The following is a 24,106-nucleotide window of genomic DNA, read 5'->3' on the forward strand; positions in this document are numbered from 1 at the left end:
TGTAAACGCGGTCTTTTTGCTGGAATCGAGATGCCTGATCAACCTGACCTCACCAAGCTGATCTTTGGCCGTCTGACCTGGGACGCCATTCCTTTCCACGATCCCATCCTGCTGGGCACGTTCTTCGTGGTGGCGATTGGCGGCATCGTCGTGCTGGGCTCCGTCACTTACTACAAAAAGTGGGGATATCTGTGGCACGAATGGTTCACCAGCATCGACCACAAGAAAATCGGGATCATGTACGTGATTCTGGGCATCGTGATGCTGCTGCGAGGCTTTGCCGACGCCATCATGATGCGGGCGCAGCAGGCCGTGGCCTTTGGCGATTCCACCGGCTACCTGCCGCCGCACCACTACGACCAGATCTTCACGGCGCACGGCGTCATCATGATCTTCTTCGTGGCGATGCCGCTGGTCACGGGGTTGATGAACTACATCGTGCCGCTGCAGATCGGGGCGCGCGACGTCGCGTTTCCGTTCCTGAACAACTTCAGCTTCTGGATGACCGCTGGCGGCGTGATCCTCGTGATGATGTCGCTGTTCGTCGGGGAATTTGCCCGCACCGGATGGCTGGCGTATCCGCCTTTATCGGGGATACTGCACAGTCCGGATGTAGGCGTGGACTATTACATATGGGCCTTGCAGATAGCGGGCGTGGGAACACTGCTATCCGGGGTGAACCTGCTGGTCACCATCGTGAAGATGCGCGCGCCCGGCATGAAGATGATGCGCATGCCCATCTTCACATGGACGGCGCTGTGCACCAACGTGCTGATCGTGGCGGCCTTTCCGGTGCTGACGGCGGTGCTGGCCCTTCTGTCCATGGACCGCTATGTCGGCACCAATTTCTTCACGGCGGACTTTGGCGGCAACGCCATGATGTACGTGAACCTGATCTGGATCTGGGGCCACCCCGAGGTCTACATCCTGATCCTGCCGGCGTTCGGCATCTTCTCCGAGGTGGTGTCCACCTATTGCCGCAAGCGTCTCTTCGGCTATGCGTCCATGGTGTACGCCACGGTCGTGATCACCGTGCTGTCGTACCTGGTGTGGCTGCACCACTTCTTCACCATGGGGTCCGGCGCCAGCGTGAACTCGTTCTTCGGGATCACGACAATGATCATCTCGATCCCGACCGGCGCCAAGATCTTCAACTGGCTGTTCACCATGTATCGCGGGCGCATCCGCTTCGAAGTGCCGATGCTGTGGACGCTGGGGTTCATGGTCACCTTCGTGATCGGCGGCATGACGGGCGTGCTGCTGGCCGTGCCGCCCGCCGACTTTGCGCTGCACAACAGCCTGTTCCTGATTGCGCACTTTCACAACGTGATCATCGGCGGCGTGCTGTTCGGACTGATGGCCGGCATCACCTACTGGTTCCCCAAGGCGTTCGGCTACAAGCTAGATCCGTTCTGGGGCAAATGCTCGTTCTGGTTCTGGCTGGTTGGCTTTTACGTGGCCTTCATGCCGCTTTACGTGCTGGGCCTGATGGGCGTGACGCGCCGCGTGAACCACTTCGAGGACATGTCGCTGCAGATCTGGTTCCAGATCGCGGCCTTTGGCGCGCTGCTGATCGCGTGCGGCATCGCCAGCTTCATCATCCAGCTCGTGGTCAGCTATCGCCGCCGCGACCAGTTGCGCGACACCACCGGCGATCCGTGGGATGGCCGCACGCTCGAATGGTCCACGTCGTCGCCCCCGCCCGTGTACAACTTTGCGTTCACGCCGCGGGTGCATGACCTGGACGCCTGGTGGCAGATGAAGCAGCACGGCTACCAGCGTCCGCAGCAGGGCTTCATTCCGATTCACATGCCGAAGAACACGTGGGCGGGCATCGTGCTGGCCGGGATCAGCGTGGTGCTGGGCTTTGCGCTGATCTGGCACATGTGGCCGCTGGTGGTGCTGGCGTTTGCCGCGCTGATCCTGGTGTCGATCATCCATACCTTCAACTACAAGCGCGACTACTACGTGCCGGCCGAACAGGTCGTCGCCACGGAAGACGCCCGCACAAGGCTGCTAGCGCAACATGTCTGATACCCTCGCCCACCCCATGCCCGGCGGCGCCGCGCCGGCCCAGGAACCGGTCTTCTACGTTCCTGGCGAACACCATCCCAAGAACGGCACGCTGCTCGGGTTCTGGATCTACCTGATGAGCGACTGCCTCATCTTCGCGTGCCTGTTCGCGGTCTACGGCGTGCTGGGCCGCAGCTTCGCGGCCGGGCCGTCCGGCGCGGACCTGTTCGACCTGCCGCTGGTGGCGGTGAACACGACGCTGCTGCTGCTGTCGTCCATCACGTACGGCTTTGCCATGCTGGAGATGCGGCGCAACCGCATCGGCGCCACGCAACTGTGGCTGGCGGTCACCGGCATCCTGGGCCTGGGCTTTTTGTCGCTGGAAATCTACGAATTCTGGCACCTCATCCATCAGGGCGCGGGCCCGCAGCGCAGCGCCTTCCTGTCGGCCTTCTTCACGCTGGTCGGCACGCACGGGTTGCACGTCACCTTCGGCATCGTGTGGCTGGTGACACTGATGCTGCAGGTCCGCCTGCACGGCCTGATCCCGGAAAACCGCCGCCGCCTGATGTGCCTGTCGATGTTCTGGCACTTCCTGGACCTGATCTGGGTGGGCGTGTTCACCTTTGTGTACCTGATGGGAGTGCTGCCATGACGTCGCACATGGATAACCTGGCCGACACCGGCCACGGCGGCCATCACGGCCACGATCATCACGATGGCCACCATGACGATGACGACGCCGCCGCCCACGGCACCTTCAAGAGCTACATGACCGGCTTCGTGCTGGCGGCCATCCTGACGGCGATCCCGTTCTGGCTGGTGATGGACCGGGTCATCGACAGCTCGCGCGTCACGGGCCTGGTGATCCTGGCGTTCGCCGTCGTGCAGATCGTGGTGCACATCGTCTACTTCCTGCACATGGACACCAAGTCCGAAAGCGGCTGGAACATGTTGGCGTTAATATTCACGCTGGTGCTGGTCGTGATCACGCTCAGCGGATCCATCTGGATCATGTATCACTTGAACTCCAACATGATGCCCATGTCCCCGCATGACATGCGCAAGATGCCCTGATGGCAGCAGTCAAAGACATTTCTTCACGCGACACCTCCCGACATCCGCGCAGCAAGGCAACCCTGGTCATCCTGGGGTTGCTGGCGGTCGCCCTCTTTGCCGGGCTTTGCGCCCTGGGCACCTGGCAGGTGCACCGGCTGGCCTGGAAGCGCGCCCTAATCGCGCAGGTGGATCAGCGGGCCCACGCGCCCGCCACGCCCGCCCCCGGCAAAAGCGAATGGGCGCAACTGACGCAGGACAACGCGGAATACCGCCACGTCACCGCCGCCGGCACGTACCACTTCGACAAGCAGACGCTGGTGCAGGCTGCGACCGAACTGGGCAGCGGCTATTGGGTCATGACGCCGCTGCAATTGGCGGACGGCGGGACCGTGCTGGTCAATCGCGGCTTCGTGCTGCCGGCGTGGCGCAAGGACCCGGCCAATACCGCCCAGCCCGCCGCCCCGGGCCAGGTGACGGGCCTGCTACGCATGGGCGAGCCGGCCAGCGGCTTTCTGCGCAACAACGACCCGGCCGCCAACCTCTGGTATTCGCGCGATCTGCCCGGCATCGCGGCGGCGCGCGGGTTGACCGACGTGGCGCCCTACTTCATCGATGCGGATGCGGCGTCCAGCCCCGGCAAGGATCCCGCGCGGGAACCGGTGGGCGGCCTGACGATGCTCAACTTTCCGAACAACCATCTGACGTACGCCATCACCTGGTATGCGCTGGCGCTGATGGTGATCGTGGGCGTGGTGATCTTCGTGCGCGAGGAAAAGCGCGCGCGCCGGCCGGGCTGATCCGCCGGCACGCAAACACAACGGCGCCCCCAAGGCGCCGTTATTGTTTCCAAGACGGTGTCAGACACCCGGCGCAGATGGTCGTCAACTTGGGGGAACGGAGCAGTGGGTGTCAGACACCTTATGAGCACGTTGTGAGACACCCGGCGAAGATGGTCGTCAACTTGGCTTGCAAGGTGTCTGACACCCGTCAGCAACAACCGTCAAGTTGAGCAGGCGCCACATGGGTGTCTGACACCTTGCCCCACGAAGACCGGTATCGCCAACAACAACGGCGCCCGCTTGGGGCGCCGTTGTCGTTTGATCTCCCGTGCAACCGCCGGCGGGATCAGCAGGCCGGCCAGCGGATGCTGCCCGCCTCGGGGCATACCCACGATCCCTGCAGCCGCGCCCGGATTTCCGCCAGGCTTTGTTCGACCAGCAGCTCGCCGTCGCGGAACACAGGCACCAGCGCGCCGCCCGCCGCCTGCTCGGGCGTCTGCTGATCGTGCAGCACGTAGCCGCTTGGCGTCTCTTCCACGCGCAGCAGTCCCTTGGCGGACTTCTTCACGCCGGAGTCGGTGACCGGGTCCTTGACCAGTTCCTGCGGTTCGCCGTTGACTTCGGCATACGTGGCCTTCAGCGCCCAGCCGAAGGTGTCGCGCGTCAGGTACTGATAGGTGTATGACCCGATGCCCAGCACCACGTTGCCCGAGGCAAAGCCCTTGCGCTCCAGCCGCACCAGGATGTCGCGCGCCCGGGTCAGCGTGATGGAGTCGCCGTAGATCAGGCCGACGTGCGGATCCAGCAGCTTGTAGCCGCGCTCGGTCTCTACCCCGCCAAAGGTGTCCCACAGGCATTGCACGGCGCCCTTCACCTCGGCGGCGCGAAGGGCTTGCCGCGCGCTGGCGTCTTCACCCAGCAGCCAGTAGTTGCCGGTGGCCGCATCGCGCACGGCCTCAAAGCCCGCGGCTTGCGCCGCTTGTAAGGCAGCGCGGTCGTCTACGCCCGGCACATCGGTGCAGAAGTAGCCGGTCAGGATCTTCACGGGATCGCCCGAGTCCGGGCGGAACACGACCTTGGCGTTGCCCAGCGCATCGGGCTCGCGGCTCATGATCTCGGACTTGAGCGCCGCGGCAAAATCCGTGACCACCTGCCAGAAGTCCCAGGTGTCCGACACCACGGACACGATGCCCGCCGGATAGACCTGCTTGACCAGGCGGCGGATGGTCTCGATCTCGCCTTCCTTGCTGCCCAGGCACATCACGGAGTGTTCAGTTGCCGGCACCGAGCCGCCGATGAGTTCCCGATCTGAATCCGCGAGGTAGAGGTCTTCAAGGTAATCGATGGCCGGGATCGTGTCGGTGCCGGTGAAGGACAACAGGTGGCCCGCGCCGCACTTGCGCGCGTCGTACAGGCCGGCCATGCCGCGCATCGAAAAGTCGTGGCCCTGCCAGTCCACGAACGCCATCGGGCTGCCGGTCACCTGCGCGAAGTAGGTCAGCAGCTTGCGGTATTCGAAGGCGATGGTCGCGACCGTGGACGGCTTCCAGGATTCGCAGCTGAACAGGGTTTCGATGTAGGTCACCAGCCAGGCGAATTCCGGCTGGGTGTTGACGAAGGTGACGGGCGGCACGCGGATGTCCACGCGGGCGCCTTCGGGCACCGAGCGGATTTCCAGCGGCAGGTAGCCCAGGTCGTGCAGCGCCTGCAGGTGGTCCACCGTGACCGCGCCCTTGCCCAGCGCGTTGTCCACGCGGCGCTGGTACTGGCGCACCGCCGTCGCGGCCGGCTTGCCGAAGAACTCGCGGTTGAAAAGACCGATCAGGATTTCCTTGATGAAGCCCTGCAGGCCGAACCAGACGATCTTCTCGTCGAACAGTTCGGGCAGCACCGGCGCCAGGCGCGCGGAACGCGGCGTGAAGTTGGCAAGGATCTTGTTGGTGCCCTTGGGGTACTGGAAGGGGTGGCCGGTCTTGTAGAAATCCGCCTGCAGAAAGGGATTCAGGCCGTTCTTGAGCGCGGGGGCCAGGGTGTCGGGGGCATTCATGGCGTTTTCCTTCTAGGCTGCTTCGTTGACCAGGACGGCTGCGGCGGCGCCCGGCACAGGGGCGTCTTCGGTGCGAGTCCAGTCGTAGGCGGTGAAAATCTCGGCGTAGTTGGCCTTCAGTTCGGTCAGACCCTTGCTGAAGATGCCGTGCGTGACATACAGGTAAAGCGGCTGGCGGGTCTTGCCGCGCAGGGCGGCGGCCAGTTCCAGGAACGTGCGGCCCCCGTCGCAGATGTCGTCGACCACCAGCACCGGCTGGGCCGGGATATCGTCGGGCACGCGAGTTTCAGTAATGCGCCCGGTCTGCGGATCGCGGACCTTTTCCGCATAGCGCACATCCGCCACGCGCAGCGCCTTGGCCAGCGCCTGCACCCGCTTGCGCGCGCCGGCGTCCGGCGCCATCAGCGTGACACCCTGCGCGAAGGCCGGGGCGGCCAGCGCCTTTTTCAGGAAGGCGGCGGCATCGACCACCCGCACCCGCGCGAGCAGCGCGGGCGTGACGTCGCTGTGGGGTTCGACGATGGTGACGGTGGCGTACTGCTGGTCGTTGATCAGCTTGCAGAACACCGCGGCGCCCAGCGCCTCGCCCGGGTTGCACACGCGGTCCTGGCGGGCATACGGCACATAGGGCATGTCCAGGTGCACCGGCACGGCGGGGTTCAGGCGGCGCAGGGCATCTGTCAACAGCAACAACTGCATCACGTCGTCGGCCGACTTCAACAAGGCATGGATGCGAAATTCGCGGGCGGCGTCCGCCTGCTCGCGCAACCCGACCGGAATGGTGACCTGCATTTCGCCGCCCGGAAACCGGAACGCTGCCGGCGTATCGGTCAGGCGTTGTCCTTCAATGACCGCAGTGATGGTGAACATGATCGCCCCTTAGTGGCATTTCAAAACTAAGTGACGCCAGTATAAGCCTACTTATTGTCGTTGTGCAACTATCTTTGCATTTGAATGGGCGCGCTCGCGCATCACCCGACGCTACGGTCGAAAAACGTGAAGTCCTTCAGCCGGTACAGGCGCGCCGGCCGCTGCGCGCCGCCGACCTGTTCGTCGGTGGCCTCCAGCGCGCCCCACGCTTCCATCTTGCGGCGGAAATTGGATTTCTCGAGCCGGGTCTGCAGGATCGCCTCATAGGTGTGCTGGAGCTGAGTCAGCGTGAAGCGCTCGGGCAACAGGAAGAACGGCAGCGTGGAATAGGTGGACTTGCTGCGCAGGCGGTCCACGGCCGCCCGGACGATGGCGGCGTGGTCGAACGCCAGCGGCGGCAGCGCGTCCACGCTGACAAAGCGGAACTCGGCGCGCGTGGCGGCGGCCAGTTCGGCGGCGGGCACCAGGGCCACGTAGGCCACCGACAGCGACCACTGCCGGGGGTCGCGATCCATGCCCGAAAACACCTGCAACTGCTCAAGGTAGCGCGGCTCGAAACCGGTCTTTTCCCGCAACACGCGCCGGATGCTGTCTTCGGTGGACGCGTCCTCGTCGGCGTGCACCACGCCGCCGGGCAGCGCCATCGCGCCCAGAAAGGGCTCGCGATCGCGCTGGTGCAGCGCGACTTCCAGGCCGGATTCGCGCAGGGTGAGAAGGACAGCGTCGACGGTGACGAGCGGCTGGGGAAATTCCAAGACGAGGGTTCCAAGATTCGGGTTTTGGGCAAGATGCCACTATGACGGATCCAGGTCAATCCGGCCCCGATCCGCCTGCGCAGGTTTCGAGCGCGTGCGCCACTAGAACAACTTCGAATTTTGGCAAAAATTGACGGCGGATAACGACAATTAACGCAATGTTCTACACTATGCCCCGAGGAACACCGCCGGGTTGATGCTTGGCGCCGTGTTCCTTTTGCTTTTTCTTCAACTGCAACACAGGAGTTTTCCGGATGAAAAAGACGCTGCTCGCCGCGGCAATGCTGGCCTCTTTCGCAGGCGTTGCCCAGGCAGAACCGTCAGTCACCCTCTACGGTGTCATCGACACCGGCCTCGGCTACAACAAGATCAAGGGCGATGGCTACAGTGGTTCCAAAGTCGGCATGATCAACGGCATCCAGGCCGGCTCCCGCTGGGGCCTGCGCGGATCCGAAGATCTGGGCGACGGCCTGCGCGCCGTCTTCAAGCTGGAAAGCGGCTTTGACTCCGCCAACGGCAGCCGCGGCCAGTCGGGCCGCCTGTTCGGCCGCCAAGCCACCATCGGCCTGGCCAACGACGCCTGGGGTTCGCTCGAATTCGGCCGCCAGGCCACGGTCGGCTCCAACTACCTGGCCGACATCGATCCCTTCTACACCAGCTACACGCAGTCCAACCTGGGCCTGGGGTTCAGCGCGGCCAACACCATGCGCTGGGACAACATGGTCATGTACCGCACCCCGTCGGTGAACGGCTTTGAATTCGCCGTGGGCTACTCGTTCAGCGTGGACGACACCACGACGGACCAGACCGGCTTCAAGACCGCCGACAACACCCGCGGCATCACGACCGGCCTGCGCTACGTGCAAGGTCCGCTGAACGTGACGCTGACGTATGACCAGCTCAACGGTTCCAACCGCGGTTCCATCGACAACGGCGCCACGCCGCGCCAGTACGCCATCGGCGCGTCGTACGACCTGGAAGTGGTCAAGCTGGCCGCCGCTTACGGCCGCACCACCGACGGCTGGTTCGTCGGCCAGGACCTGCCGGCCGGCACGCCGTTCAGCGATGAATTCGGCATCAACCGTTTCGTGGACGGTTTCAAGGCCAATTCCTACATGCTGGGCGCAACGTTCCCCGTCAGCGCAGCCGGCAGCCTGTTCACTTCTTGGCAACACGTGGCCCCGTCCAACGACAAGCTGACGGGCGGCGACGCCAACATGAACGTCTACAGCGTGGGCTACACCTACGACCTGTCCAAGCGCACCAATCTGTACGCCTACGGTTCGTACGGCACGGATTACGCGTTCATCGACGGCGTCAAAAGCACCGCCGCCGGTGTGGGCATCCGCCACCAGTTCTAAGCGTGTGCCGGGCCGGTCCGCTTGCGCGGCGCCGGTCCACCCCGCCGCCCGGGCCGCTACCGCGCCCGGGCGCGCTCCAGCATCTGGACGATCTCTGTCTGCCCGCGCTGGCGGGCGTGCTGCAACGGCGTGCGGCCGTCCTTGTCCGGCAGATTCACGTCCGCGCCCCCTTCGATCAGCAGCGCCACGATGGCCTGATGGCGTGGTCCCCCGTCACTCAGGATGATGGCTTCCAGCAGCCCGGTCCAACCCAACCGGTTGACATGGTTCGGATCCACCCCGGCCTGAAGCAGACGCTTGACGACCTCGACATGGCCCCGCTCGCAAGCAGGTATCAGCGCCGTGCCGCCGTAGCGGTTGGTGCTTTTCAGGTCCGCGCCGTGCGTCAGCGTCAGTTCAAGGATCTCGCGATACCCCTGCGCGCCCGCCAATAGATAGGCGCTGTCCTGCATGCCATTCTTGGCGTTCACGTCCGCGCCGGCCTGGATCAGCGCCGCCGCGGCCGCTTCGTGGTTGCCCTGCGTGGCGCGCAGGAGCGGCGTGTTGCCCTGCCCGTCCCGCGCCTCGAGCGGCGCGCCTGCGGCCAGCAATTGGCGCACCCGCGCCGTGTCGCCCTTGCCGGACGCCTCCAGCAGTTGCGCGCCCTGGTCGTCCGCCGCCGCACCGAAGCCGATTGCACTGAGCGTCAGCGCGAAGCAGATGCGCCAGAAGTTGATGTAAGCCATTGCCGGCAGCCTCCCTGGTTTTTCCGGTATCGCGCCACGGTCCTGCGCCGGGCGCGCTGCCATTATCTCCCTGCTGCGGGCCGTGCAAGCTATGCTCCGTCAGATTCATGGTGACGTGCAATGCGCAGGAAACACGCGTCCGGCATGATCGGCCTCCCTCACTGATCGCAGCCCCCCCACGAACTGTCATGCCTTCTCGTTCCCCTTCCGAGTTCTCGCCCGTATTCCGTCCGCAAACGCGCCTTGCCCGCGCGCTGGCCCTGGCGTTGCTGCCGCTGGCCCTGGCCGCCTGCAATGGCGGCGGCGACGATGACGATGACGCCGTCCAGCCGCCTGTCGCCGAAACCCCGGCGCCGCCGCAGACGCCCGCCCCGGAACCGCAACCTGAGACGCCCCCGCGCAATACGGCCTACCTGCAGACCAAGCCGGGCGACGTGATCCAGGTCCGCATCGAGGAACTGCACCCCACGCAGGCCGCAATCGGCTATGACCAGATCTATTACAAGCTGGGCCGCTGGCAGGGCGACTTCGACCGCGCCACCTGGGCGGCCGATCCGGTGCTGCAACTGGATTACCTGAACCGCACGGTCGGCAAGAAGTTCGACGATTACTGCGAAGATGTGGGCGGCGCCGAGCGCGCGCAGAAGTTCCAGAGCATCGCCGAGGCCCGCGCCGCCCGCCTGGACCAGCCCGACACGTTCGCCTGCCTGGACGCGCCGGGCACCCGCGCCGCCAACCTGAAGACGGTGGTGGTGGGCTGGGACGGCAATCTGTACCTGACCGACGGCCACCACACGTTCTCGTCCCTGCGCGAGATCTTTGACGGCGGCCCCAAGCTGCCGGTGTGGGTGAAGGTCGACGCCAACTACAGCGACCTGACGACCGCGGCTGCCTTCTGGCAACGCCTGGTGGACGAGCGCCGCGCGTGGCTGCGCGACGGCCAGAATCAGCCCATCACCGTCGACCAGCTGCCCACGCGCCTGGGGCTGTCCCATGCGCAGGAACCCGGCGGCATGCAGGAAGACCGCTATCGCTCGCTGGTGTACTTCACCCGCGACATCGCCTACAGCAACGGCAACCTGCCCGAATTCGCGGAATTCCTGTGGGGCGACTGGCTGCGCCGGCAGGCCGCGGCGGGCCAACTGCCCGGGCTGGATCAGTACAAGATGCAGGCGCCGGCCACGCCCGCCGAGATCCTGGCGGTCAGCACGCTGAACAAGGACATCCTGCCGACCGGCGCCAGCGACAGCTACGCCGCCGCCGTGCGCGATGCCTCGTTGAAGATGAGCGCGTTGAACGACACGGATATCGTGTTCGAGGACCGCGATGCCGCCAGCCTGGGCCGCATCGTGCTGGCGCCCAACGCGGCCAGCGGCTCGCCCACCAAGACCGCGCGCGACACCTTGGAAGAACTGCCGCGCAACGACGTCAAGACGTCAGACGGCACGCCGCGCGGCGCGGGCAAGCTGTGGTTCGCGGTGAATTACCGCACCTGCGGCAAGCCGGCGGCGGGCACCTGCTGGGGATGGTGATGTGAAAAAGGCCCGCTTGCGCGGGCCTTTTCGCATTGGGCCGTCAGGACCTCAGAGTACTTCCTTCGTATTTTCGGCCTTGGCTAGCTGCTGCATTGCCAGGGACACCTTCTGGGCGACTTCCAGGCGTTCGGCGGCCGACATGGCGTCGTACTCTTCCTTGGAAATGCCCAGGCTTGCCAAGGCCGCGTAGAACATCTTGTCCTCGATCGACATCGCGGCGTAGTCCATCAACTCCTGCTCGGCCTGCGACGGCGCGGATTGCGCGGCGCCCGAGATGCCACGGCCCATGGCCGAACGGTTGCGCTCGGTGGCGTCGGCGAACGCCGCGCGAAAGGCCTCGCCGGCAGTGGCGTTGGCGTTGCGGGCGGACGCGGGTTGGCCGGCGCCGGCATTGATACCCAGGAAATTCACGCTGCTCATGGAGGCTCCAAAGGGAATGGCGGTCAGGGTGTCAACATACTCCCCGCCCGCGCCGCCGGAAGGCCCGGTCAGGCGCCCGATCGGCCCGCTTCTCGCGGGATTGCCGCGCGACCATTTTCAGCGTCCTTCGAGTATCTTGTGCCTCTTGCAAACCCTTCAGAGACCCCTCTCATGAGCATCGACCCCTCCGCCGCCAGCCAGACTGCTGCCGCCGCACCCACCGCGGACGCCTTCCTGCAGTTCCTGGTCAACCTGGTCAACAACGGCAGCCAGATCGAAAGCATTGGCGTGACCTTGCAGATGGGCGGCATGCTGGTGTCCGGTTCGATCGTCTCGGGCGCCGAGTACTTCGACACCTTCGCCGCCACCTTCTCCGGTTCGCTGGCGTCGATGGACGATGACACGCGCCAGACCGTGCACGCCTCGCTGGCCGAGCTGGGCGACGTGTTCCGCCTGCCGCAGCCCGTTGACCCGCTGCCCAACTACATCCACCTGGCCGACGCGCTGTTCTTCACCGCTGACGGCACGCCCATTGCTGGACAGCCGACCCTGTGGCGCGGCCGCACCAGCGCCGTGGACGGATTCATCCTGGGCCGCATGCAGTCCGACGCGTCGGCCTGATCCGCATGACGCAAACCGTACCGCCACCGATCGAGGGCCAGGACATCGACCGCAAGGCGATGCTGGCCCTGATCGAGGCTGCCCCGGGCGTCCCGCTGTCATTCGTCGATTGCGACTTCCAGGAGGCGGACTTTTCGCGCCTGGATCTGCGCGGCTTTCAATTCAGCGGCTGCGCGATCGCCGGCGCCTCGTTCCAAGGTGCAGACCTGACCGACACGCAATGGCTGCGCTGCCGCGGCGGGTCGGCCAATTTCGCCTCGGCCGACGCCAGCGAGGCCTCCTTCCAGAACTGCGACCTGAACAACGCCAATTGGCGCCGTGCGCGGCTGGCCAGCGCGCGCTTGCGGGCATGCAAGCTGACGGGCTCGGATTTCGATGGCATCGCGTGCCTGGGGTGGTCGCTCGAGGAATGCCTGCTGGTCGGCGCCCTGCTGCGCGGCGTGTCGTTTCGCAAGTGCAACCTGCTCCAGCTCGATTTCTCGGACGCGGATCTGTCGGGCAGCGATTTCCGCGAGACGGTCTTTCACGGCGGCAGCCTGCGCAACGCCACCCTGAAAAACGTTCACTTCGAAGGCGCGGACCTGCGCGAGGCCGATCTGGGCGGTCTGGACCTGACGGCCGCCGCCCGGCTGGCGGGCGCCACCATATCCAAGACCCAGGCGGCAGCGCTGCTGGCTGAACTGCGGATCAGCGTCGTCTGACGCCTTTCCGGTGCACCGCCCGCTTGCTCGGGCGCAGGCCGGCGTGCGCCGCCTTGATTCAGCCGGGACGCCGGAAGCGCGCCCGCGCCGCCTCGATCTGCACGTGGCAGACGCACCCGCTCATGTGCTCGTTCACCATCCCGACGGCCTGCATGAAGGCATGCATGGTGGTCGGCCCCACGAACGTCCAGCCTCGCCGCTTCAACGCGCGCGAAAGTTCGATCGACGCCTTGGAGGTGGGATTGTTGTCCCAGTAGTGCCGGTCCACGGCCGCCGGACGCGTCTGCGGCTGCGGCTCGTGCGACCATAGCCAGCCGGCGAGCGACCCGGTTTCATCGGCCAGTTCGCGCGCGCGCTGCGCGTTGTTGATGGCCGACACGATCTTGGCGCGGTTGCGCACGATGGCGGCATTGCCCATCAGGCGCTCCACGTCGCGCTCGGTATAGCGCGCCACGCGTTCCATGTCGAAATCGTCGAACGCCTCGCGAAACGCCTCGCGCTTGCGCAGGATGGTGATCCACGCCATGCCGGCCTGAAAGCCTTCCAGGCAGATCTTCTCGAACAGCCGCCGGTCGTCCGCCACGGGCCGGCCCCATTCATGATCGTGATAGTCCGGCATGGACGGCTGCCAGAAGCAGCGCGGCATGCCGTGCTCGTCGACGATCAGGCCAGGATCGGGGCTGCCGGCATCGGTGTTGCCGGCATCGGGGTTGCCGGCGTCCGGGCTGCCGGGGTCCGGCTTGAGCGGGTCCCCGCCAGTCTGCCTGGCGGCGCTCATGGCTTGCGGGGCACCGGGCAGCTGGTGTCGCCTTCCTCGCACGCGAGGTACGCGCGCAATTCCTTGGTGCGGGCCTGCGTGAGCTTGTCCAGGCACTGGCTCAGCACCATCGGATACGCGCTGCCGCCCGTAACGCCTGCTGACGAAAACGCGCATTCGGCATCGCGAAAGAACAGCCACGCCTTCTGCGCGGCCTGCAATTGCGTCAAGGCAGCCTTGCTGTCTTTCAGACGCTCGGTCACTTCCTTGTACGCGGCGTTCAAGTCGGCGTCGGACTTGCGATAAGCCTGGTCCGCGCACAGGTTCATGTCGGTCTGGGTCGACGCCTGGTCACACTTGAGCACTTGGGCCTGCGCCCCCGCTGCAAGCAGGAGCGCTGCGGCGGCAAACACGATACGCATGGGAGTTCCTCCTGTATCCGGTGGGTGGTGGGTTTGGGTGATTGCCGTGGGGTCGGCAAATGCTTGGGGGAAAGTGTCGCATGGATGCCGGCCCCGCGCAGCGCGTCCGCTCGTCGCCTAAGATAGGGCCCATGAAGATCCAATTGCTTTCCGATTTGCATCTTGAAACCGATCCCACCTTCGTGGCACAACCTGCGGCCGGGGCCGACCTGCTGGTGCTGGCCGGCGACATCGGTTCGTATCGCCAGGGCTCACGGCTGGAGCGGGACGATTTCGGCCTGGGCGACTATTCGCCCCGCCACGGCTGGCCCACGCCTGTTCTTTTCGTGCCGGGCAACCACGAATACGACAACGTCGATTTCGACGAGACGCATGAGCGCCTGCGCGACCTGTGCGAGACCCTGGGCATCCAATGGCTGGAACGGGAGACCACGGTGATCGGCGGCGTTCGGTTCGTGGGCACGACGCTGTGGACGGACTTCGACGCGCTTGCCGCGCCGGACGACGCGCTGGGGGAAGTCCTGAAAAAACGCGCCAAGGCTTTCCGGGCCGCGGACTTCTATCTGGAAAAGGCCGAAATGCGCCGCCACGGCGCACCCTTCATGGCCGAACAGATGCGCGAGCAGGGCCTGGCCTGCCAACAATGGCTGGACGCCGCGTTGCGCGTGCCCTTCGACGGCACGACGGTAGCGATCACGCACTTTGCACCCACGCTAGCCAGCGCCGATCCGCGCTACGGGGTCACGCCGGGGACAGCGGGATTCTGCAACGCGCTGGACGGGTTGCTGCCGCTGGCTGACGTGTGGATACACGGACATCTGCACTGTCCGCAGGACTACGTGAAGGACGGCTGCCGGGTGATTGCGAATCCGCTGGGGTATGCGAAGAAGGGGGAACAGGAGGGCTTCGCGCCGGGGAAGTTGTGGGAAGTGCCGGCCTATCGCCGGTCGTGATCGGCAATATTGCAGGGCTCACTTGGCGACGTGAACCGCGCAAAAAAGCCATGTCGAATGGCGGTTCGTTGCACCTTCGCATCCGGACCCACGTACACATCCACTCGGCTGAACGGGCCGTTTACTTCCACATAATCCCCGCTTTCCGCTGGCAAGCTGACCGAGGTCCAGTAGTCGGAAGCGTGATGCCAATCGGTGTAGTACATCGCCGACTCACCGGGGTGTAGCGTTCTTCTAGCGAGGTACACGTCGGTATCGTAGACATAGCCTATCGGGGAACCTCCCGCAGCCGAATAGTGAATAACCACGACCGGTCGGCAGAAATACCAAAACAGCGTCAGCGCGCAAAGCAATCCTGCCACCGTGGCGCAGCCAATCTGGATGTAGGAAGAAAACCCCTCCATCACCGTGCCGCCATGGGTTGTCCTGTCGCCTACACGAATGATCGGGCGCCCTGTCATCATGGCTCCTGGCAATTGCTGATGCACCGGAGTTTGAGCGCCGAAGAAAGCGGCTTGAATCAGAGAAACACGAAAATGGCCCGACGCATTGGCCTCCCCTCATGCAAAGCAAAAAGCCCACCGCTTTCGCAAGTGAGCTTTTGCACGTAGACCACTACGGAGATCGATAGCGTCCGATCAGGGCATTGAATTCTTTCTGCCCTTCACGCCTTGTTCGTCTCAAGGCGCCGGATTCGGATGCCGCGTGTGGATCTGGTTGATCGCGTCCAGCACGTCTGCCGGCAAGGTCACGTCGACGCTGTCGATGTTTTCCTTGAGCTGTTCCAGCGACGTCGCGCCGATCAGGTTGCTGGTGACGAAGGGGCGCTGGTTGACCCAGGCGAGCGCCAGGTGCGTCGGCGAGATGCCGTGTGCGCGGGCCAGTTCCACGTATTCGCGCGTGGCGGCTTCGGCCTGGGGGTTGCTGTAGCGGGTAAAGCGCGAGAAGACCGTCAGGCGGGCGCCGGCCGGCTTGGCGCCGTCCAGGTACTTGCCGCAGAGCATGCCCATCGCCAGCGGCGAATACGCAAGCAGGCCCACGCCTTCGTGGTGCGTGAATTCCGACAGGCCGATCTCGAACACGCGGTTCAGCAGGCTGTAGGCGTTCTGGATCGAGGCAATGCGCGGCAGGTTCTGGTTTTCGGCGTGGCGCAGGAACTGGCTGACACCCCACGGCGTTTCGTTGGACACGCCCACGTGACGCACCTTGCCAGCGCGCACGAAGTCCTGCAGCACGGACAGGGTTTCCTCGATCGGCACGGTGTGCTCGTCTTCGACCCACGGGTAGTTCAGCTGGCCGAACGTGGCCGTGGTGCGGTCGGGCCAGTGGAGCTGATACAGGTCCAGGTAGTCCGTCTGCAGCCGCTTCAGGCTGGCGTCCAGCGCCGCGGTCAGGTTCTTGCGGTCCAGGAAGGTCTTGCCGTCGCGGATGTGACCGGGACGCTTGGGGTCGCGCACGGGGCCGGCGACCTTGCTGGCCAGCACGATGTCGTTGCGGCGGCCCGTGTTGGCCAGCCACGTGCCGATGTAGGTTTCGGTCAGGCCCTGCGTTTCGGGCTTGGGCGGCACCGGGTACATTTCGGCCACGTCGACCAGGTTGACGCCGCGCTCCAGCGCGTAGTCCAGTTGCTGATGCGCATCAGCTTCGGTGTTCTGCTCGCCCCAGGTCATGGTGCCCAGCCCGATCAGGCTGACGTCCAGGTCGGTACGGCCGAGTTTGCGGTATTTCAAGTTCTGCTCCGTGCGGGGTCTTCAAGTTGGGAAGCGACACCTTACTCCAAGATGTTGGCATTTCGCTGACGGGCGGGGCGTCAGGGCCACGCCCGATTGCCGCCGCCGCGCAATCGGCTTACGCTGATGCGCACATCCAAACCGGGGGAAGACGGCATGCTGCGGGAAGTTGACGAAGTCATCATCTTTTTCGTCGTGCTCATCATTTTCCTGGCCGTCATCGAGCTTTCCTACCGGCTCGGCCGCCGACTGCGCAAGCCGGCCGACGAGGCCGCCAAGACACACATCACCGCGCTTCAGACCGCGCTGCTCGGCCTCTTGGCCCTGCTGCTTGGGTTTACGTTCGCCATGTCGGTCACGCGTTTCGAGACGCGCAAGAACCTGGTGCTGGAAGAGGCCAACGCCATCGGCAACGCCTATTGGCGGTCGCAGCTCATTCCCGCCGAACACCGGCCTGCGGTGGCCAAGATGCTGCATGAATACGCCTCGGCGTCGCTGGACTACCACCTGGCCGATCAGGATTCGCCGCGCTTTGCCGCCGCCAACGCCACCGCGCGCCGCATCGAACGCCAGATCCGGGCGGCGGTCGCGGCCCGGGCAGAGAACCCGCCGACCATCTCCACCATCATGTTCATCCAGGCCATCAACGAGATGGCGCAGATCAATGAAAAGCGGCGCGTTGCGCTGGAAAACCACGTGCCGGAGCCGGTGTATTACCTGCTCTTCATCGTGGCCGCCGGTTCGATGGCCTACATCGCCTACGGCACTGGACTGCATGGACGGCGGCGGCCCGTGTCGACCGGCATGTTCGCCGCGCTGATCGCGCTGGTGCTGACCTTCATCCTGGACATCGACCAGCCGAGCGGCGGCTTGATCGAGGTGGGCCAGGAAAGCATGGAACGCATGCGGGACACGCTGGCCGATGAAATGCGGCAGCAGCCCTAGCCGAGTTCAGGGAAAGTATTCCAGCACCTCGTCGTTCCTGTCGTCGAACGTGCCCGTGGAACGCCAGCCCAGGTGCCGGTAAAAGCCATAGGAACGCACGGCGGGGTCGCGGGCGCACCCCAGGGTCAGCCGTTCAAAGCCAAGCGCCGTCAGATCGCGCACCACCAGGTTCAAGAGCGTCTTGCCCACGCCCTGCCCCTCGTAGTCAGGCAGCAACGCCAGGACCACGATTTCGCCGGCCTGCCTGTCGCCAAAACAGTAGCCCGCGATCTTGCCGTCAGACGTGGCCACGTAGCCGGGCAGCGAACCGTCGTCGATTGCCGCCGCCCAGGACGCACGGGTGACGCCCGCCGCGGCCAGGTCTTCGGCTGAAAACGCGTTCTCGCGGGTTTTGCCGCGGATGTCGATGCAAGCCGCCACGTCCTCGGCGCGGGCGGGCCGGTAGATCAATTCCATGTTTCCTCAATCAAAGAAGGGGCGCAGAAACTGCGCCGTGACGCCGGCGTTGCCGCGGCTGACCGCCTGCGGCGTGCCGGCCGCCACGATCGCGCCGCCCGCCTCGCCGGCGCCGGGTCCGACGTCCAGCATCCAGTCGCTGCCCGCCACCACGCGCAGGTCGTGTTCCACCACGACCACGGTGTTGCCGGCGTCGACCAGGCCGTGCAATTGCGTCATCAGTTTGTCCACATCCGCCGCGTGCAGGCCCGTGGTGGGCTCGTCCAGGACGTACAACGTGTTGCCGCGCTGGCTGCGTTGCAGCTCGGTCGCCAGCTTGATGCGCTGGGCCTCGCCGCCGGACAGTTCCGTGGCGGGCTGGCCCAGGCGCAGATAGCCCAGGCCGATTTCAGAGAGCAGCGTCAGGGGACGCGACACGACGGCCTCGTCCTTGAAGAACGCGCGCGCCTCGTCCACGGTCATGTTCAGCACCTGCGCAATGTTGCGGCCGTTCCATTCGACTTCGAGCGTCTTGGCGTTGTAGCGGCTGCCGTGGCACGTGGGGCACGGCGCATACACGCTGGGCATGAACAGCAATTCGACGTGGACGAAGCCTTCGCCCTCGCAGGTCTCGCAGCGCCCTTGCGCGACGTTGAAGGAAAAGCGGCCGGCGCCGTAACGCCGCGACCGGGCGGCCTTGGTGCCGGCAAACAGCTTGCGCACGTGGTCAAAGAGGCCGGTATACGTGGCGAGGTTGGATCGCGGCGTGCGGCCGATGGGCTTCTGGTCCACATTGACCAGCCGCTTGATAGCTTGCGCGCCGGCAGACAGGCGGCCCGTCGTGCGCGGCAGGTTGCCGGGCTGCGGCAGGTCGCTGTCGGATTCCTCGGCGGGCAGCTCCTGGCCCAGATGCTCGCCCACCAGTTCGACCAGCGCCTGGCTGACCAGGCTGGATTTGCCCGACCCGGACACACCCGTCACCGCCGTGAACGCGCCCAGCGGAAAGCGCGCGTCCACGCCATGCAGGTTGTTGCGGTGGATGCCGCGCAGCTCAAGCCACCCGGTGGGCTCGCGCGGCGTGCGCCGGCTGGCGGGCCGCGCATCGAATAGATATTTAGCAGTGACCGATTCCCTGACCTTGCGCAGGCCGTCTGGCGGACCGCTGTACAGCACCTGCCCGCCATGCTGGCCGGCGCCGGGCCCCACGTCCACCAGCCAATCGGCGCGGCGCAGCGTGTCCAGGTCGTGCTCCACGACGAAGAGCGTGTTGCCGCCCGCCTTGAGCTGGTCCAGCGCGCGGTGCAGCGCCTGGCCGTCCGCGGGGTGCAGGCCCGCCGAGGGCTCGTCCAGCACGTACACCACGCCAAAGAGGTTGGAGCGGATCTGCGTGGCCAGCCGCAAGCGCTGCAATTCGCCGGGCGACAGCGTCGGCGTGGACCGGTCCATCGCCAGATAGCCCAGGCCCAACGCCTGCAGCGTGCCGATGCGCTCGACCAGGTCGTGCGCGATGCGCTGCGCGGCAATGCGTTTCTCGGGCGATGCGTCCGGCGTGCGGCGCACGTCGCTGCTGCCCGCATGCGACAGCCCGCCCGCCGCCACGCGGCGCGCGTTGGCGCGCACCCCGGCGGCCTTGCTGCGGGTCGTGCCGGCCTTCCCGGCCACGTCGTCGAAGCGGCCTTCGGCGGCGGGCGTCAGGATCTCGGCGATGCGGGCCAGCGGCAGTTGAGACAGGCTGCCGATGTCCAGGCCCGCAAAGGTCACGGACAACGCCTCCCGTTTCAGACGCCGGCCCCCGCATTCCGGGCAGGGCGCGCCGGTCATGAAGCGGGCCACGCGCTTTTTCATCATGGCGCTCTGCGTGGTGGCGAACGTGTGCATGACGTACCGGCGCGCGCCGGTGTAGGTGCCCATGTAGCTGGGCTCGGCCTTGCGGCGCAGCGCGGCGCGCGTCTCGGCGGGTGTGAAGCCCGCGTAGACGGGCACCGTGGGCTGCTCGTCGGTGTAAAGGATCCAGTCGCGATCCTTCTTGGGCAGGTCGCGCCACGGCTTGTCCACGTCGTAGCCCAGCGTCACCAGGATGTCGCGCAGGTTCTGGCCGTGCCAGGCGGGCGGCCACGAGGCAATGGCCCGCTCGCGAATGGACAGCGACGGGTCCGGCACCATGGACGCCTCGGTCACGTCGTACACATAGCCCAGGCCGTGGCAGTGCGGGCAGGCGCCCTGCGGCGTGTTCGGCGAAAAGTCCTCGGCGTACAGCATGGGCTGGCGCGCGGGATACGTCCCGGCACGCGAGTACAGCATGCGCAGCATGCTCGACAGGGTCGTCACGCTACCCACCGTGGAGCGCACGTTGGGCGTGCCGCGCTGCTGCTGCAATGCCACCGCGGGCGGCAGGCCGTCGATGGCGTCGACGTCGGGCACGCCCACCTGATCGATCAGGCGGCGGGCGTATGGCGACAGCGATTCCAGGTAGCGGCGCTGCGCCTCGGCATACAGGGTGCCGAACGCGAGCGAGGATTTGCCCGACCCGGACACGCCGGCGAACACCACGAGCGCGTCGCGCGGGATGCTGACGTCGACGTTCTTCAGATTGTGTTCCCGCGCGCCTCGCACGCGGATGCAGGCATCGGGGCCCGGCTTCGAAGGTGTCTTGCGCTGGCTCATGGCCCAAATAGTAATAGACCGAAGATCGAGCTGGGCGTGATCGACCTGGAACTTGCTGGCAGCCGCCATCCCTTGAACACCGGCCTGCAGGATGCCTTCAATCTGGGCAGGAAGCTGGCGCTGGCCTGACAGGGGCGTGGTTCGCCGGCCTGATGGGAAAGCCCATCGCGACCTAGGGAAATCCCCAGCAAAATGCTTGTCGATCCGGGTGTTGGCGGTTCGTCGTAGTCATGCACCCACCCTCACTTCAAGGCGGACTACACCATGACTACCGGAACCGTACGACACCTACGCGTCCTGCGCACCACCCCCGAACGCGTCTATCGCGCCTTCATCGAACCCGATGCGATAGCCAAGTGGCTTCCGCCCTATGGCTACACCTGCTCGGTCCAGGAACTGGACGCGCGCGTGGGCGGCCGCCACAGGATGGCTTTCCGCAACTTTGCCACCGGCCATGACGAGCCGTTCGGCGGTGAATATCTGGAGCTGGTTCCGGGCAAGAAGATCCGCTATACGGACCGTTTCAACGATCCCAACCTGCCAGGCGAGATGACCACCACCGTCACCCTGCGGCAAGTGTCGTGCGGCACGGAATTGGTCATCGTGCAGGAAGGCATACCCGAGGTCATCCCGACCGAGATGTGCTACCTGGGCTGGCAGGAGTCGCTGCTGCAACTGGCGCAGCTGGTCGAGTCCGATGCGCCCGACGGCCCCGTGCGCGACTGACGCCGCCACCGCGGGCGGCGCCCACTCCGATACGTTTGTTCATGTTTTGACACCATCAGGTCGCGCGTAACGGTGCGACTGCCTACAAAATGTGGCGCGCCCCCGGAGGCCGTTGCGCGGGGCCGTAACATACGGCCCCGCGCGCATCCCACAAGAAGGAAGAATCGTGTCAAAAGTGCTTGCCCTGCTGCTTTGCGCCGCCCTGCCCGCCGCGGCCATGGCTGCCCCCGATACCGAGCCCTTGAAACTCAACGCGGACAACAAGCTGTACTGCAACGCCCAGACCGACTGGTGCGTGGGCATCAAGACGGATGGCGCTTTCGGCGAAAACGGTCCCTTTGCCACCAGCAGGACCCTGCGTGCCGACTACCGGTTCTGGGACTCGCCCGACATCCCGGACTTCAAGGATTTCACCGTGTGGCCGGAACTGATCCGGCTGAGCGAAGAACGGGCGCTGGTGGGCGTGGTCGGCCCGGCCGAGCCGGACTTCGAGGCGTCCACGCCGTTCTCGGGCGGCGGCTTCTCGCGCCGCGACCTGTATCTGTACGACGTCAACCTGGGCGAACAGACCGGCGCCAGCCTGGTGCTCGTCATGCCGTACACGGCCGACGCGTCGATCCGCGCGTGCTTCAACGAGGCCGACCAGCAAAAGCGGGCCGGCCAGTGCAGCGACATCTACGCGTTCAAGGCGTCGCTGAAGGCCGTGCCGGGCAAGGAACTGCCCGATCTGCAGGTCAAGACGCAGGCGACGCGCTCGCCGGCGGGCGCCAGCCGTTTTGAAGATTCCAGCACGCGCCCCCCGCTGACCCAGGCCCAGCTTGCGCCGCAGACCGACAGCCAGTGCAGCTACACCGTGACCTACGCGTGGCAACCGGGCACATCGTCCTACGAGCCGTCCAAGCCGCTGCCTGACTGCACGGAATTCCTGTCCGCCGACCCGACCGCGAAAAAATAGTCGCGCTTACTCGGCATACCCCGGATTGCGCCGGTCCAGCCGGCGCAGCAGGCCCGGCCACGCAAGTTGGGCCTTGCGGGCGCGGTCGGCGGGCGATTCCACCGCCGCGCGGGCCAGGATGTCGGCCGGAATGTGGGTCAGTTCGCCGCCCGCCTGCGCGCGCACCTGCACCATGCAGGCCGCTTCCAGGCGGTGCATGGCCTGGAAGGCTTCCGCCATGCTCTGGCCGACGGTCAAGAGGCCGTGATTGCGCAGGATGAGGTAGTTGTTGGCGCCCAGGTCGCGCACCAGGCGCGGCTGCTCGTCGGGGTTGAGCGCCAGGCCCTCGTAGTCGTGATAGCTGAGCGAGCGCAGCACGATGAACGCGAATTGCGACAGCGGCAAGAGGCCGGCCTTCTGCGCCGACACGGCCACGCCGTTGATCGAATGCGTGTGCAGCACGCACATCGCGTCCTTGCGGGCCGCATGGATACAGCTGTGGATGGTGAAGCCCGCGGGGTTGATGTCGTATTCCGACGCCATCACCTTGTTGCCGTGCAGGTCGATCTTGACCAGGCTGGACGCGGTGATTTCGTCGAACATCATGCCGTAGGGATTGATGAGGAAATGCTCCGTGCCCGGCACCTTGGCCGTGATGTGCGTGAAGATCAGATCGTCCCACCCAAAAAGCGCCACCAGCCGGTACAGCGCCGCCAGATCCTTGCGGACCTGCCATTCCGTCTCGCCGACCTGTTCGCGCACGCTGGCGCCCTGCTTGCCTGCCGTATCCATCCTGTCTCCGTATTGTTGGTGTCTGCCCGAGGCCACTGCCCCGGGATCCGTCATGCACTGTATTCCTTTTCGCGCGCAACGCGCAGCGGGGCGCCGGACACGCGTCCGTCTGGTGAAACAGCCCCGGACCCATTAACCTGTGGGCCACGCCCCAGGAGACGTCGAGCATGCTGCCTGCACTTTACGGTCATCCCTTTTCCTCGTACACCCAGAAGGTGCTCGTCGCGCTGTACGAAAACGCGACGCCCTTCGAATTTCGCGGCATCGGGCCGGACTCGCCCCAGCATGGCGCCGACTGGCTGCAGCGCTGGCCGCTGCGCAAGTTTCCGCTGCTGGTGGACGGCGGCCGCAACATCGCCGAATCCAGCATCATCATCGAGTACCTGCAGCTCGCCCACCCCGGGCCGGTCCGGCTGATTCCCGACGACCCGATGGCCGCGCTGGACGTGCGCTTTCTGGACCGCTACTTCGACCTGCACGTCATGTTCTGGATGCAGCACGCAGTCAACGGCGCGCTGACCGGCGACCCCGCCAAGCGCGACGAGGCGCTGGCGCTGACCGCGCAGAAGCTGGAACCGGCGTACGCCTGGATAGACGCGCTCCTGGCCACGCGCACGTGGGCCGCGGGCAGCGGCTTCACCCTGGCCGACTGCGCGGCGGCCCCCGCGCTCTTCTACGCCGATTGGACGCATCCGATCGCCGATGCCTATCCGCACCTGCGGGCCTACCGCGCCCGGCTGCTGGCGCGGCCGTCTTTCGCGCGGGCGGTCGATGAAGCCCGGCCGTACCGGCCGCTGTTTCCGCTGGGCGCGCCCGACCGCGACTGAAAACGCCGCGCCCCCCGCGGCAACATGCGAGAATC

Annotated in this window: 26 protein-coding genes; 14 read left to right on the plus strand and 12 right to left on the minus strand. The window is 65.7% G+C overall.

The genetic code is table 11. The features are described from left to right. The first annotated feature begins 30 nt into the window (after positions 1–30). From cyoB to V6V88_RS22060, 4 genes are read left to right on the plus strand one after another with little or no spacing between them, the layout of a single operon-like run. A complete protein-coding gene (gene cyoB / locus V6V88_RS22045; RefSeq protein WP_062839727.1) occupies positions 31–2,034 on the plus strand; it encodes a cytochrome o ubiquinol oxidase subunit I in 2,004 nt (667 codons plus the stop codon). Beyond that, entirely contained in the window at positions 2,027–2,668 is a 642-nt protein-coding gene (gene cyoC / locus V6V88_RS22050) for a cytochrome o ubiquinol oxidase subunit III (protein WP_063952400.1), read from the plus strand. Before cyoB ends, cyoC begins: the two co-directional genes overlap by 8 nt. 8 nt (positions 2,669–2,676) lie before the next feature. Then, positions 2,677–3,090, plus strand: a complete 414-nt coding sequence (cyoD, locus tag V6V88_RS22055) for a cytochrome o ubiquinol oxidase subunit IV (RefSeq protein WP_056326972.1) — start codon at positions 2,677–2,679, stop codon at positions 3,088–3,090. Beyond that, complete coding sequence (locus tag V6V88_RS22060; protein WP_223572614.1) at positions 3,090–3,869, plus strand: SURF1 family protein; 780 nt, start codon at positions 3,090–3,092, stop codon at positions 3,867–3,869. The genes cyoD and V6V88_RS22060 overlap by 1 nt, the downstream gene beginning before the upstream one ends. A 328-nt stretch (positions 3,870–4,197) precedes the next feature. Here the strand turns inward: V6V88_RS22060 and V6V88_RS22065 are convergent, their stop codons facing one another. The 3 genes from V6V88_RS22065 to V6V88_RS22075 form a co-directional block, all read right to left on the minus strand. Continuing rightward, complete coding sequence (locus V6V88_RS22065; protein WP_223572615.1) at positions 4,198–5,898, minus strand: nicotinate phosphoribosyltransferase; 1,701 nt, start codon at positions 5,896–5,898, stop codon at positions 4,198–4,200. 12 nt (positions 5,899–5,910) lie between these two features. After that, on the minus strand, positions 5,911–6,768 hold the full coding sequence (gene prs / locus V6V88_RS22070; RefSeq protein WP_338616346.1) for a ribose-phosphate diphosphokinase: 858 nt from the start codon (positions 6,766–6,768) through the stop codon (positions 5,911–5,913). 101 nt (positions 6,769–6,869) lie between these two features. Continuing rightward, positions 6,870–7,523, minus strand: coding sequence for an NUDIX domain-containing protein (locus tag V6V88_RS22075; protein ID WP_338616348.1), 654 nt, complete (start codon positions 7,521–7,523; stop codon positions 6,870–6,872). 254 nt (positions 7,524–7,777) lie between these two features. On the opposite strand from V6V88_RS22075, the gene V6V88_RS22080 reads away from it, so the two are divergent. After that, complete coding sequence (locus tag V6V88_RS22080; RefSeq protein WP_128827217.1) at positions 7,778–8,884, plus strand: porin; 1,107 nt, start codon at positions 7,778–7,780, stop codon at positions 8,882–8,884. Between the two features lie 56 nt (positions 8,885–8,940). On the opposite strand, the gene V6V88_RS22085 is transcribed toward V6V88_RS22080, so the two are convergent. Further along, positions 8,941–9,609, minus strand: coding sequence for an ankyrin repeat domain-containing protein (locus V6V88_RS22085; RefSeq protein ID WP_280002585.1), 669 nt, complete (start codon positions 9,607–9,609; stop codon positions 8,941–8,943). A 188-nt stretch (positions 9,610–9,797) separates the two neighbouring features. Here V6V88_RS22085 and V6V88_RS22090 point away from each other — a divergent pair, with 188 nt between their 5' ends. Continuing rightward, positions 9,798–11,141 (plus strand): ParB/Srx family N-terminal domain-containing protein, encoded by a 1,344-nt coding sequence (locus V6V88_RS22090; RefSeq protein WP_280002587.1) that lies wholly within the window; start codon positions 9,798–9,800, stop codon positions 11,139–11,141. Between the two features lie 51 nt (positions 11,142–11,192). Here V6V88_RS22090 and V6V88_RS22095 read toward each other — a convergent pair whose 3' ends face one another. After that, a complete protein-coding gene (locus tag V6V88_RS22095) occupies positions 11,193–11,564 on the minus strand; it encodes a hypothetical protein (RefSeq protein WP_280002588.1) in 372 nt (123 codons plus the stop codon). Positions 11,565–11,735: 171 nt separating this feature from the next. Here V6V88_RS22095 and gvpU point away from each other — a divergent pair, with 171 nt between their 5' ends. Both gvpU and V6V88_RS22105 read left to right on the plus strand, forming a co-directional pair. Beyond that, on the plus strand, positions 11,736–12,185 hold the full coding sequence (gene gvpU / locus V6V88_RS22100; protein ID WP_280002590.1) for a gas vesicle accessory protein GvpU: 450 nt from the start codon (positions 11,736–11,738) through the stop codon (positions 12,183–12,185). 5 nt (positions 12,186–12,190) lie between these two features. After that, a complete protein-coding gene (locus V6V88_RS22105) occupies positions 12,191–12,886 on the plus strand; it encodes a pentapeptide repeat-containing protein (protein WP_142053561.1) in 696 nt (231 codons plus the stop codon). 58 nt (positions 12,887–12,944) lie between these two features. On the opposite strand, the gene V6V88_RS22110 is transcribed toward V6V88_RS22105, so the two are convergent. Further along, positions 12,945–13,532, minus strand: coding sequence for a DNA-3-methyladenine glycosylase I (locus V6V88_RS22110; protein WP_280002626.1), 588 nt, complete (start codon positions 13,530–13,532; stop codon positions 12,945–12,947). Between the two features lie 128 nt (positions 13,533–13,660). After that, on the minus strand, positions 13,661–14,065 hold the full coding sequence (locus V6V88_RS22115; protein ID WP_056326179.1) for a lysozyme inhibitor LprI family protein: 405 nt from the start codon (positions 14,063–14,065) through the stop codon (positions 13,661–13,663). Positions 14,066–14,196: 131 nt separating this feature from the next. On the opposite strand from V6V88_RS22115, the gene V6V88_RS22120 reads away from it, so the two are divergent. Further along, on the plus strand, positions 14,197–15,018 hold the full coding sequence (locus V6V88_RS22120; protein WP_338616350.1) for a metallophosphoesterase: 822 nt from the start codon (positions 14,197–14,199) through the stop codon (positions 15,016–15,018). Here the strand turns inward: V6V88_RS22120 and V6V88_RS22125 are convergent. Together V6V88_RS22125 and V6V88_RS22130 are read right to left on the minus strand one after the other, a co-directional pair. Then, positions 15,003–15,482: a hypothetical protein gene (locus V6V88_RS22125; protein ID WP_338616352.1), complete on the minus strand. Its 480-nt coding sequence runs from the start codon at positions 15,480–15,482 to the stop codon at positions 15,003–15,005. The two genes, V6V88_RS22120 and V6V88_RS22125, sit on opposite strands and share 16 nt — an antisense overlap. Positions 15,483–15,698: 216 nt before the next feature. After that, positions 15,699–16,748, minus strand: coding sequence for an NADP(H)-dependent aldo-keto reductase (locus V6V88_RS22130; RefSeq protein ID WP_338616353.1), 1,050 nt, complete (start codon positions 16,746–16,748; stop codon positions 15,699–15,701). A 126-nt stretch (positions 16,749–16,874) separates the two neighbouring features. On the opposite strand from V6V88_RS22130, the gene V6V88_RS22135 reads away from it, so the two are divergent. Further along, on the plus strand, positions 16,875–17,693 hold the full coding sequence (locus V6V88_RS22135) for a hypothetical protein (RefSeq protein WP_223572627.1): 819 nt from the start codon (positions 16,875–16,877) through the stop codon (positions 17,691–17,693). Between the two features lie 6 nt (positions 17,694–17,699). Here V6V88_RS22135 and V6V88_RS22140 read toward each other — a convergent pair whose 3' ends face one another. Together V6V88_RS22140 and V6V88_RS22145 are read right to left on the minus strand one after the other, a co-directional pair. Beyond that, the gene (locus V6V88_RS22140) at positions 17,700–18,149 is read right to left on the minus strand and encodes a GNAT family N-acetyltransferase (protein WP_142053548.1); all 450 of its coding nucleotides are present in this window, start codon (positions 18,147–18,149) and stop codon (positions 17,700–17,702) included. Positions 18,150–18,155: 6 nt separating this feature from the next. Beyond that, entirely contained in the window at positions 18,156–20,792 is a 2,637-nt protein-coding gene (locus V6V88_RS22145) for an excinuclease ABC subunit UvrA (protein WP_338616354.1), read from the minus strand. 36 nt (positions 20,793–20,828) lie between these two features. Here V6V88_RS22145 and V6V88_RS22150 point away from each other — a divergent pair, with 36 nt between their 5' ends. The 3 genes from V6V88_RS22150 (at position 20,829) to V6V88_RS22160 (ending at position 22,473) form a co-directional block, all read left to right on the plus strand. Beyond that, positions 20,829–20,921 carry an FAD-dependent monooxygenase gene (locus tag V6V88_RS22150; RefSeq protein WP_223572632.1) on the plus strand — a complete coding sequence of 31 codons (93 nt, stop codon included), beginning with the start codon at positions 20,829–20,831 and terminating at the stop codon, positions 20,919–20,921. Between the two features lie 135 nt (positions 20,922–21,056). Further along, positions 21,057–21,518 carry an SRPBCC family protein gene (locus V6V88_RS22155; protein ID WP_062839743.1) on the plus strand — a complete coding sequence of 154 codons (462 nt, stop codon included), beginning with the start codon at positions 21,057–21,059 and terminating at the stop codon, positions 21,516–21,518. A gap of 166 nt (positions 21,519–21,684) precedes the next feature. Beyond that, positions 21,685–22,473 carry a hypothetical protein gene (locus tag V6V88_RS22160; RefSeq protein ID WP_223572634.1) on the plus strand — a complete coding sequence of 263 codons (789 nt, stop codon included), beginning with the start codon at positions 21,685–21,687 and terminating at the stop codon, positions 22,471–22,473. Positions 22,474–22,479: 6 nt separating this feature from the next. Here V6V88_RS22160 and V6V88_RS22165 read toward each other — a convergent pair whose 3' ends face one another. Continuing rightward, the gene (locus V6V88_RS22165; RefSeq protein ID WP_063952416.1) at positions 22,480–23,244 is read right to left on the minus strand and encodes a class II aldolase/adducin family protein; all 765 of its coding nucleotides are present in this window, start codon (positions 23,242–23,244) and stop codon (positions 22,480–22,482) included. Positions 23,245–23,411: 167 nt separating this feature from the next. Between V6V88_RS22165 and V6V88_RS22170 the strand changes: the two genes are divergently transcribed. Continuing rightward, positions 23,412–24,071: a glutathione S-transferase family protein gene (locus tag V6V88_RS22170; protein WP_062839746.1), complete on the plus strand. Its 660-nt coding sequence runs from the start codon at positions 23,412–23,414 to the stop codon at positions 24,069–24,071. Positions 24,072–24,106 lie beyond the last annotated feature (35 nt).

The organism is Achromobacter sp. E1, assembly GCF_037039475.1.
Classification (GTDB): domain Bacteria; phylum Pseudomonadota; class Gammaproteobacteria; order Burkholderiales; family Burkholderiaceae_B; genus Achromobacter; species Achromobacter mucicolens.

Bases quoted from the DNA above. Each gene is read 5' to 3' on its own strand.
- cyoB (WP_062839727.1), top strand. From the start codon at position 31: ATGCCTGATCAACCTGACCTCACCAAGCTGATCTTTGGCCGTCTGACC.
- cyoC (WP_063952400.1), top strand. From the start codon at position 2,027: ATGTCTGATACCCTCGCCCACCCCATGCCCGGCGGCGCCGCGCCGGCC.
- cyoD (WP_056326972.1), top strand. From the start codon at position 2,677: ATGGATAACCTGGCCGACACCGGCCACGGCGGCCATCACGGCCACGAT.
- V6V88_RS22060 (WP_223572614.1), top strand. From the start codon at position 3,090: ATGGCAGCAGTCAAAGACATTTCTTCACGCGACACCTCCCGACATCCG.
- V6V88_RS22065 (WP_223572615.1), bottom strand. From the start codon at position 5,898: ATGAATGCCCCCGACACCCTGGCCCCCGCGCTCAAGAACGGCCTGAAT.
- prs (WP_338616346.1), bottom strand. From the start codon at position 6,768: ATGTTCACCATCACTGCGGTCATTGAAGGACAACGCCTGACCGATACG.
- V6V88_RS22080 (WP_128827217.1), top strand. From the start codon at position 7,778: ATGAAAAAGACGCTGCTCGCCGCGGCAATGCTGGCCTCTTTCGCAGGC.
- V6V88_RS22085 (WP_280002585.1), bottom strand. From the start codon at position 9,609: ATGGCTTACATCAACTTCTGGCGCATCTGCTTCGCGCTGACGCTCAGT.
- V6V88_RS22090 (WP_280002587.1), top strand. From the start codon at position 9,798: ATGCCTTCTCGTTCCCCTTCCGAGTTCTCGCCCGTATTCCGTCCGCAA.
- V6V88_RS22095 (WP_280002588.1), bottom strand. From the start codon at position 11,564: ATGAGCAGCGTGAATTTCCTGGGTATCAATGCCGGCGCCGGCCAACCC.
- gvpU (WP_280002590.1), top strand. From the start codon at position 11,736: ATGAGCATCGACCCCTCCGCCGCCAGCCAGACTGCTGCCGCCGCACCC.
- V6V88_RS22105 (WP_142053561.1), top strand. From the start codon at position 12,191: ATGACGCAAACCGTACCGCCACCGATCGAGGGCCAGGACATCGACCGC.
- V6V88_RS22110 (WP_280002626.1), bottom strand. From the start codon at position 13,532: ATGCCGCGCTGCTTCTGGCAGCCGTCCATGCCGGACTATCACGATCAT.
- V6V88_RS22115 (WP_056326179.1), bottom strand. From the start codon at position 14,065: ATGCGTATCGTGTTTGCCGCCGCAGCGCTCCTGCTTGCAGCGGGGGCG.
- V6V88_RS22120 (WP_338616350.1), top strand. From the start codon at position 14,197: ATGAAGATCCAATTGCTTTCCGATTTGCATCTTGAAACCGATCCCACC.
- V6V88_RS22125 (WP_338616352.1), bottom strand. From the start codon at position 15,482: ATGATGACAGGGCGCCCGATCATTCGTGTAGGCGACAGGACAACCCAT.
- V6V88_RS22135 (WP_223572627.1), top strand. From the start codon at position 16,875: ATGCGCACATCCAAACCGGGGGAAGACGGCATGCTGCGGGAAGTTGAC.
- V6V88_RS22140 (WP_142053548.1), bottom strand. From the start codon at position 18,149: ATGGAATTGATCTACCGGCCCGCCCGCGCCGAGGACGTGGCGGCTTGC.
- V6V88_RS22145 (WP_338616354.1), bottom strand. From the start codon at position 20,792: ATGAGCCAGCGCAAGACACCTTCGAAGCCGGGCCCCGATGCCTGCATC.
- V6V88_RS22155 (WP_062839743.1), top strand. From the start codon at position 21,057: ATGACTACCGGAACCGTACGACACCTACGCGTCCTGCGCACCACCCCC.
- V6V88_RS22165 (WP_063952416.1), bottom strand. From the start codon at position 23,244: ATGGATACGGCAGGCAAGCAGGGCGCCAGCGTGCGCGAACAGGTCGGC.
- V6V88_RS22170 (WP_062839746.1), top strand. From the start codon at position 23,412: ATGCTGCCTGCACTTTACGGTCATCCCTTTTCCTCGTACACCCAGAAG.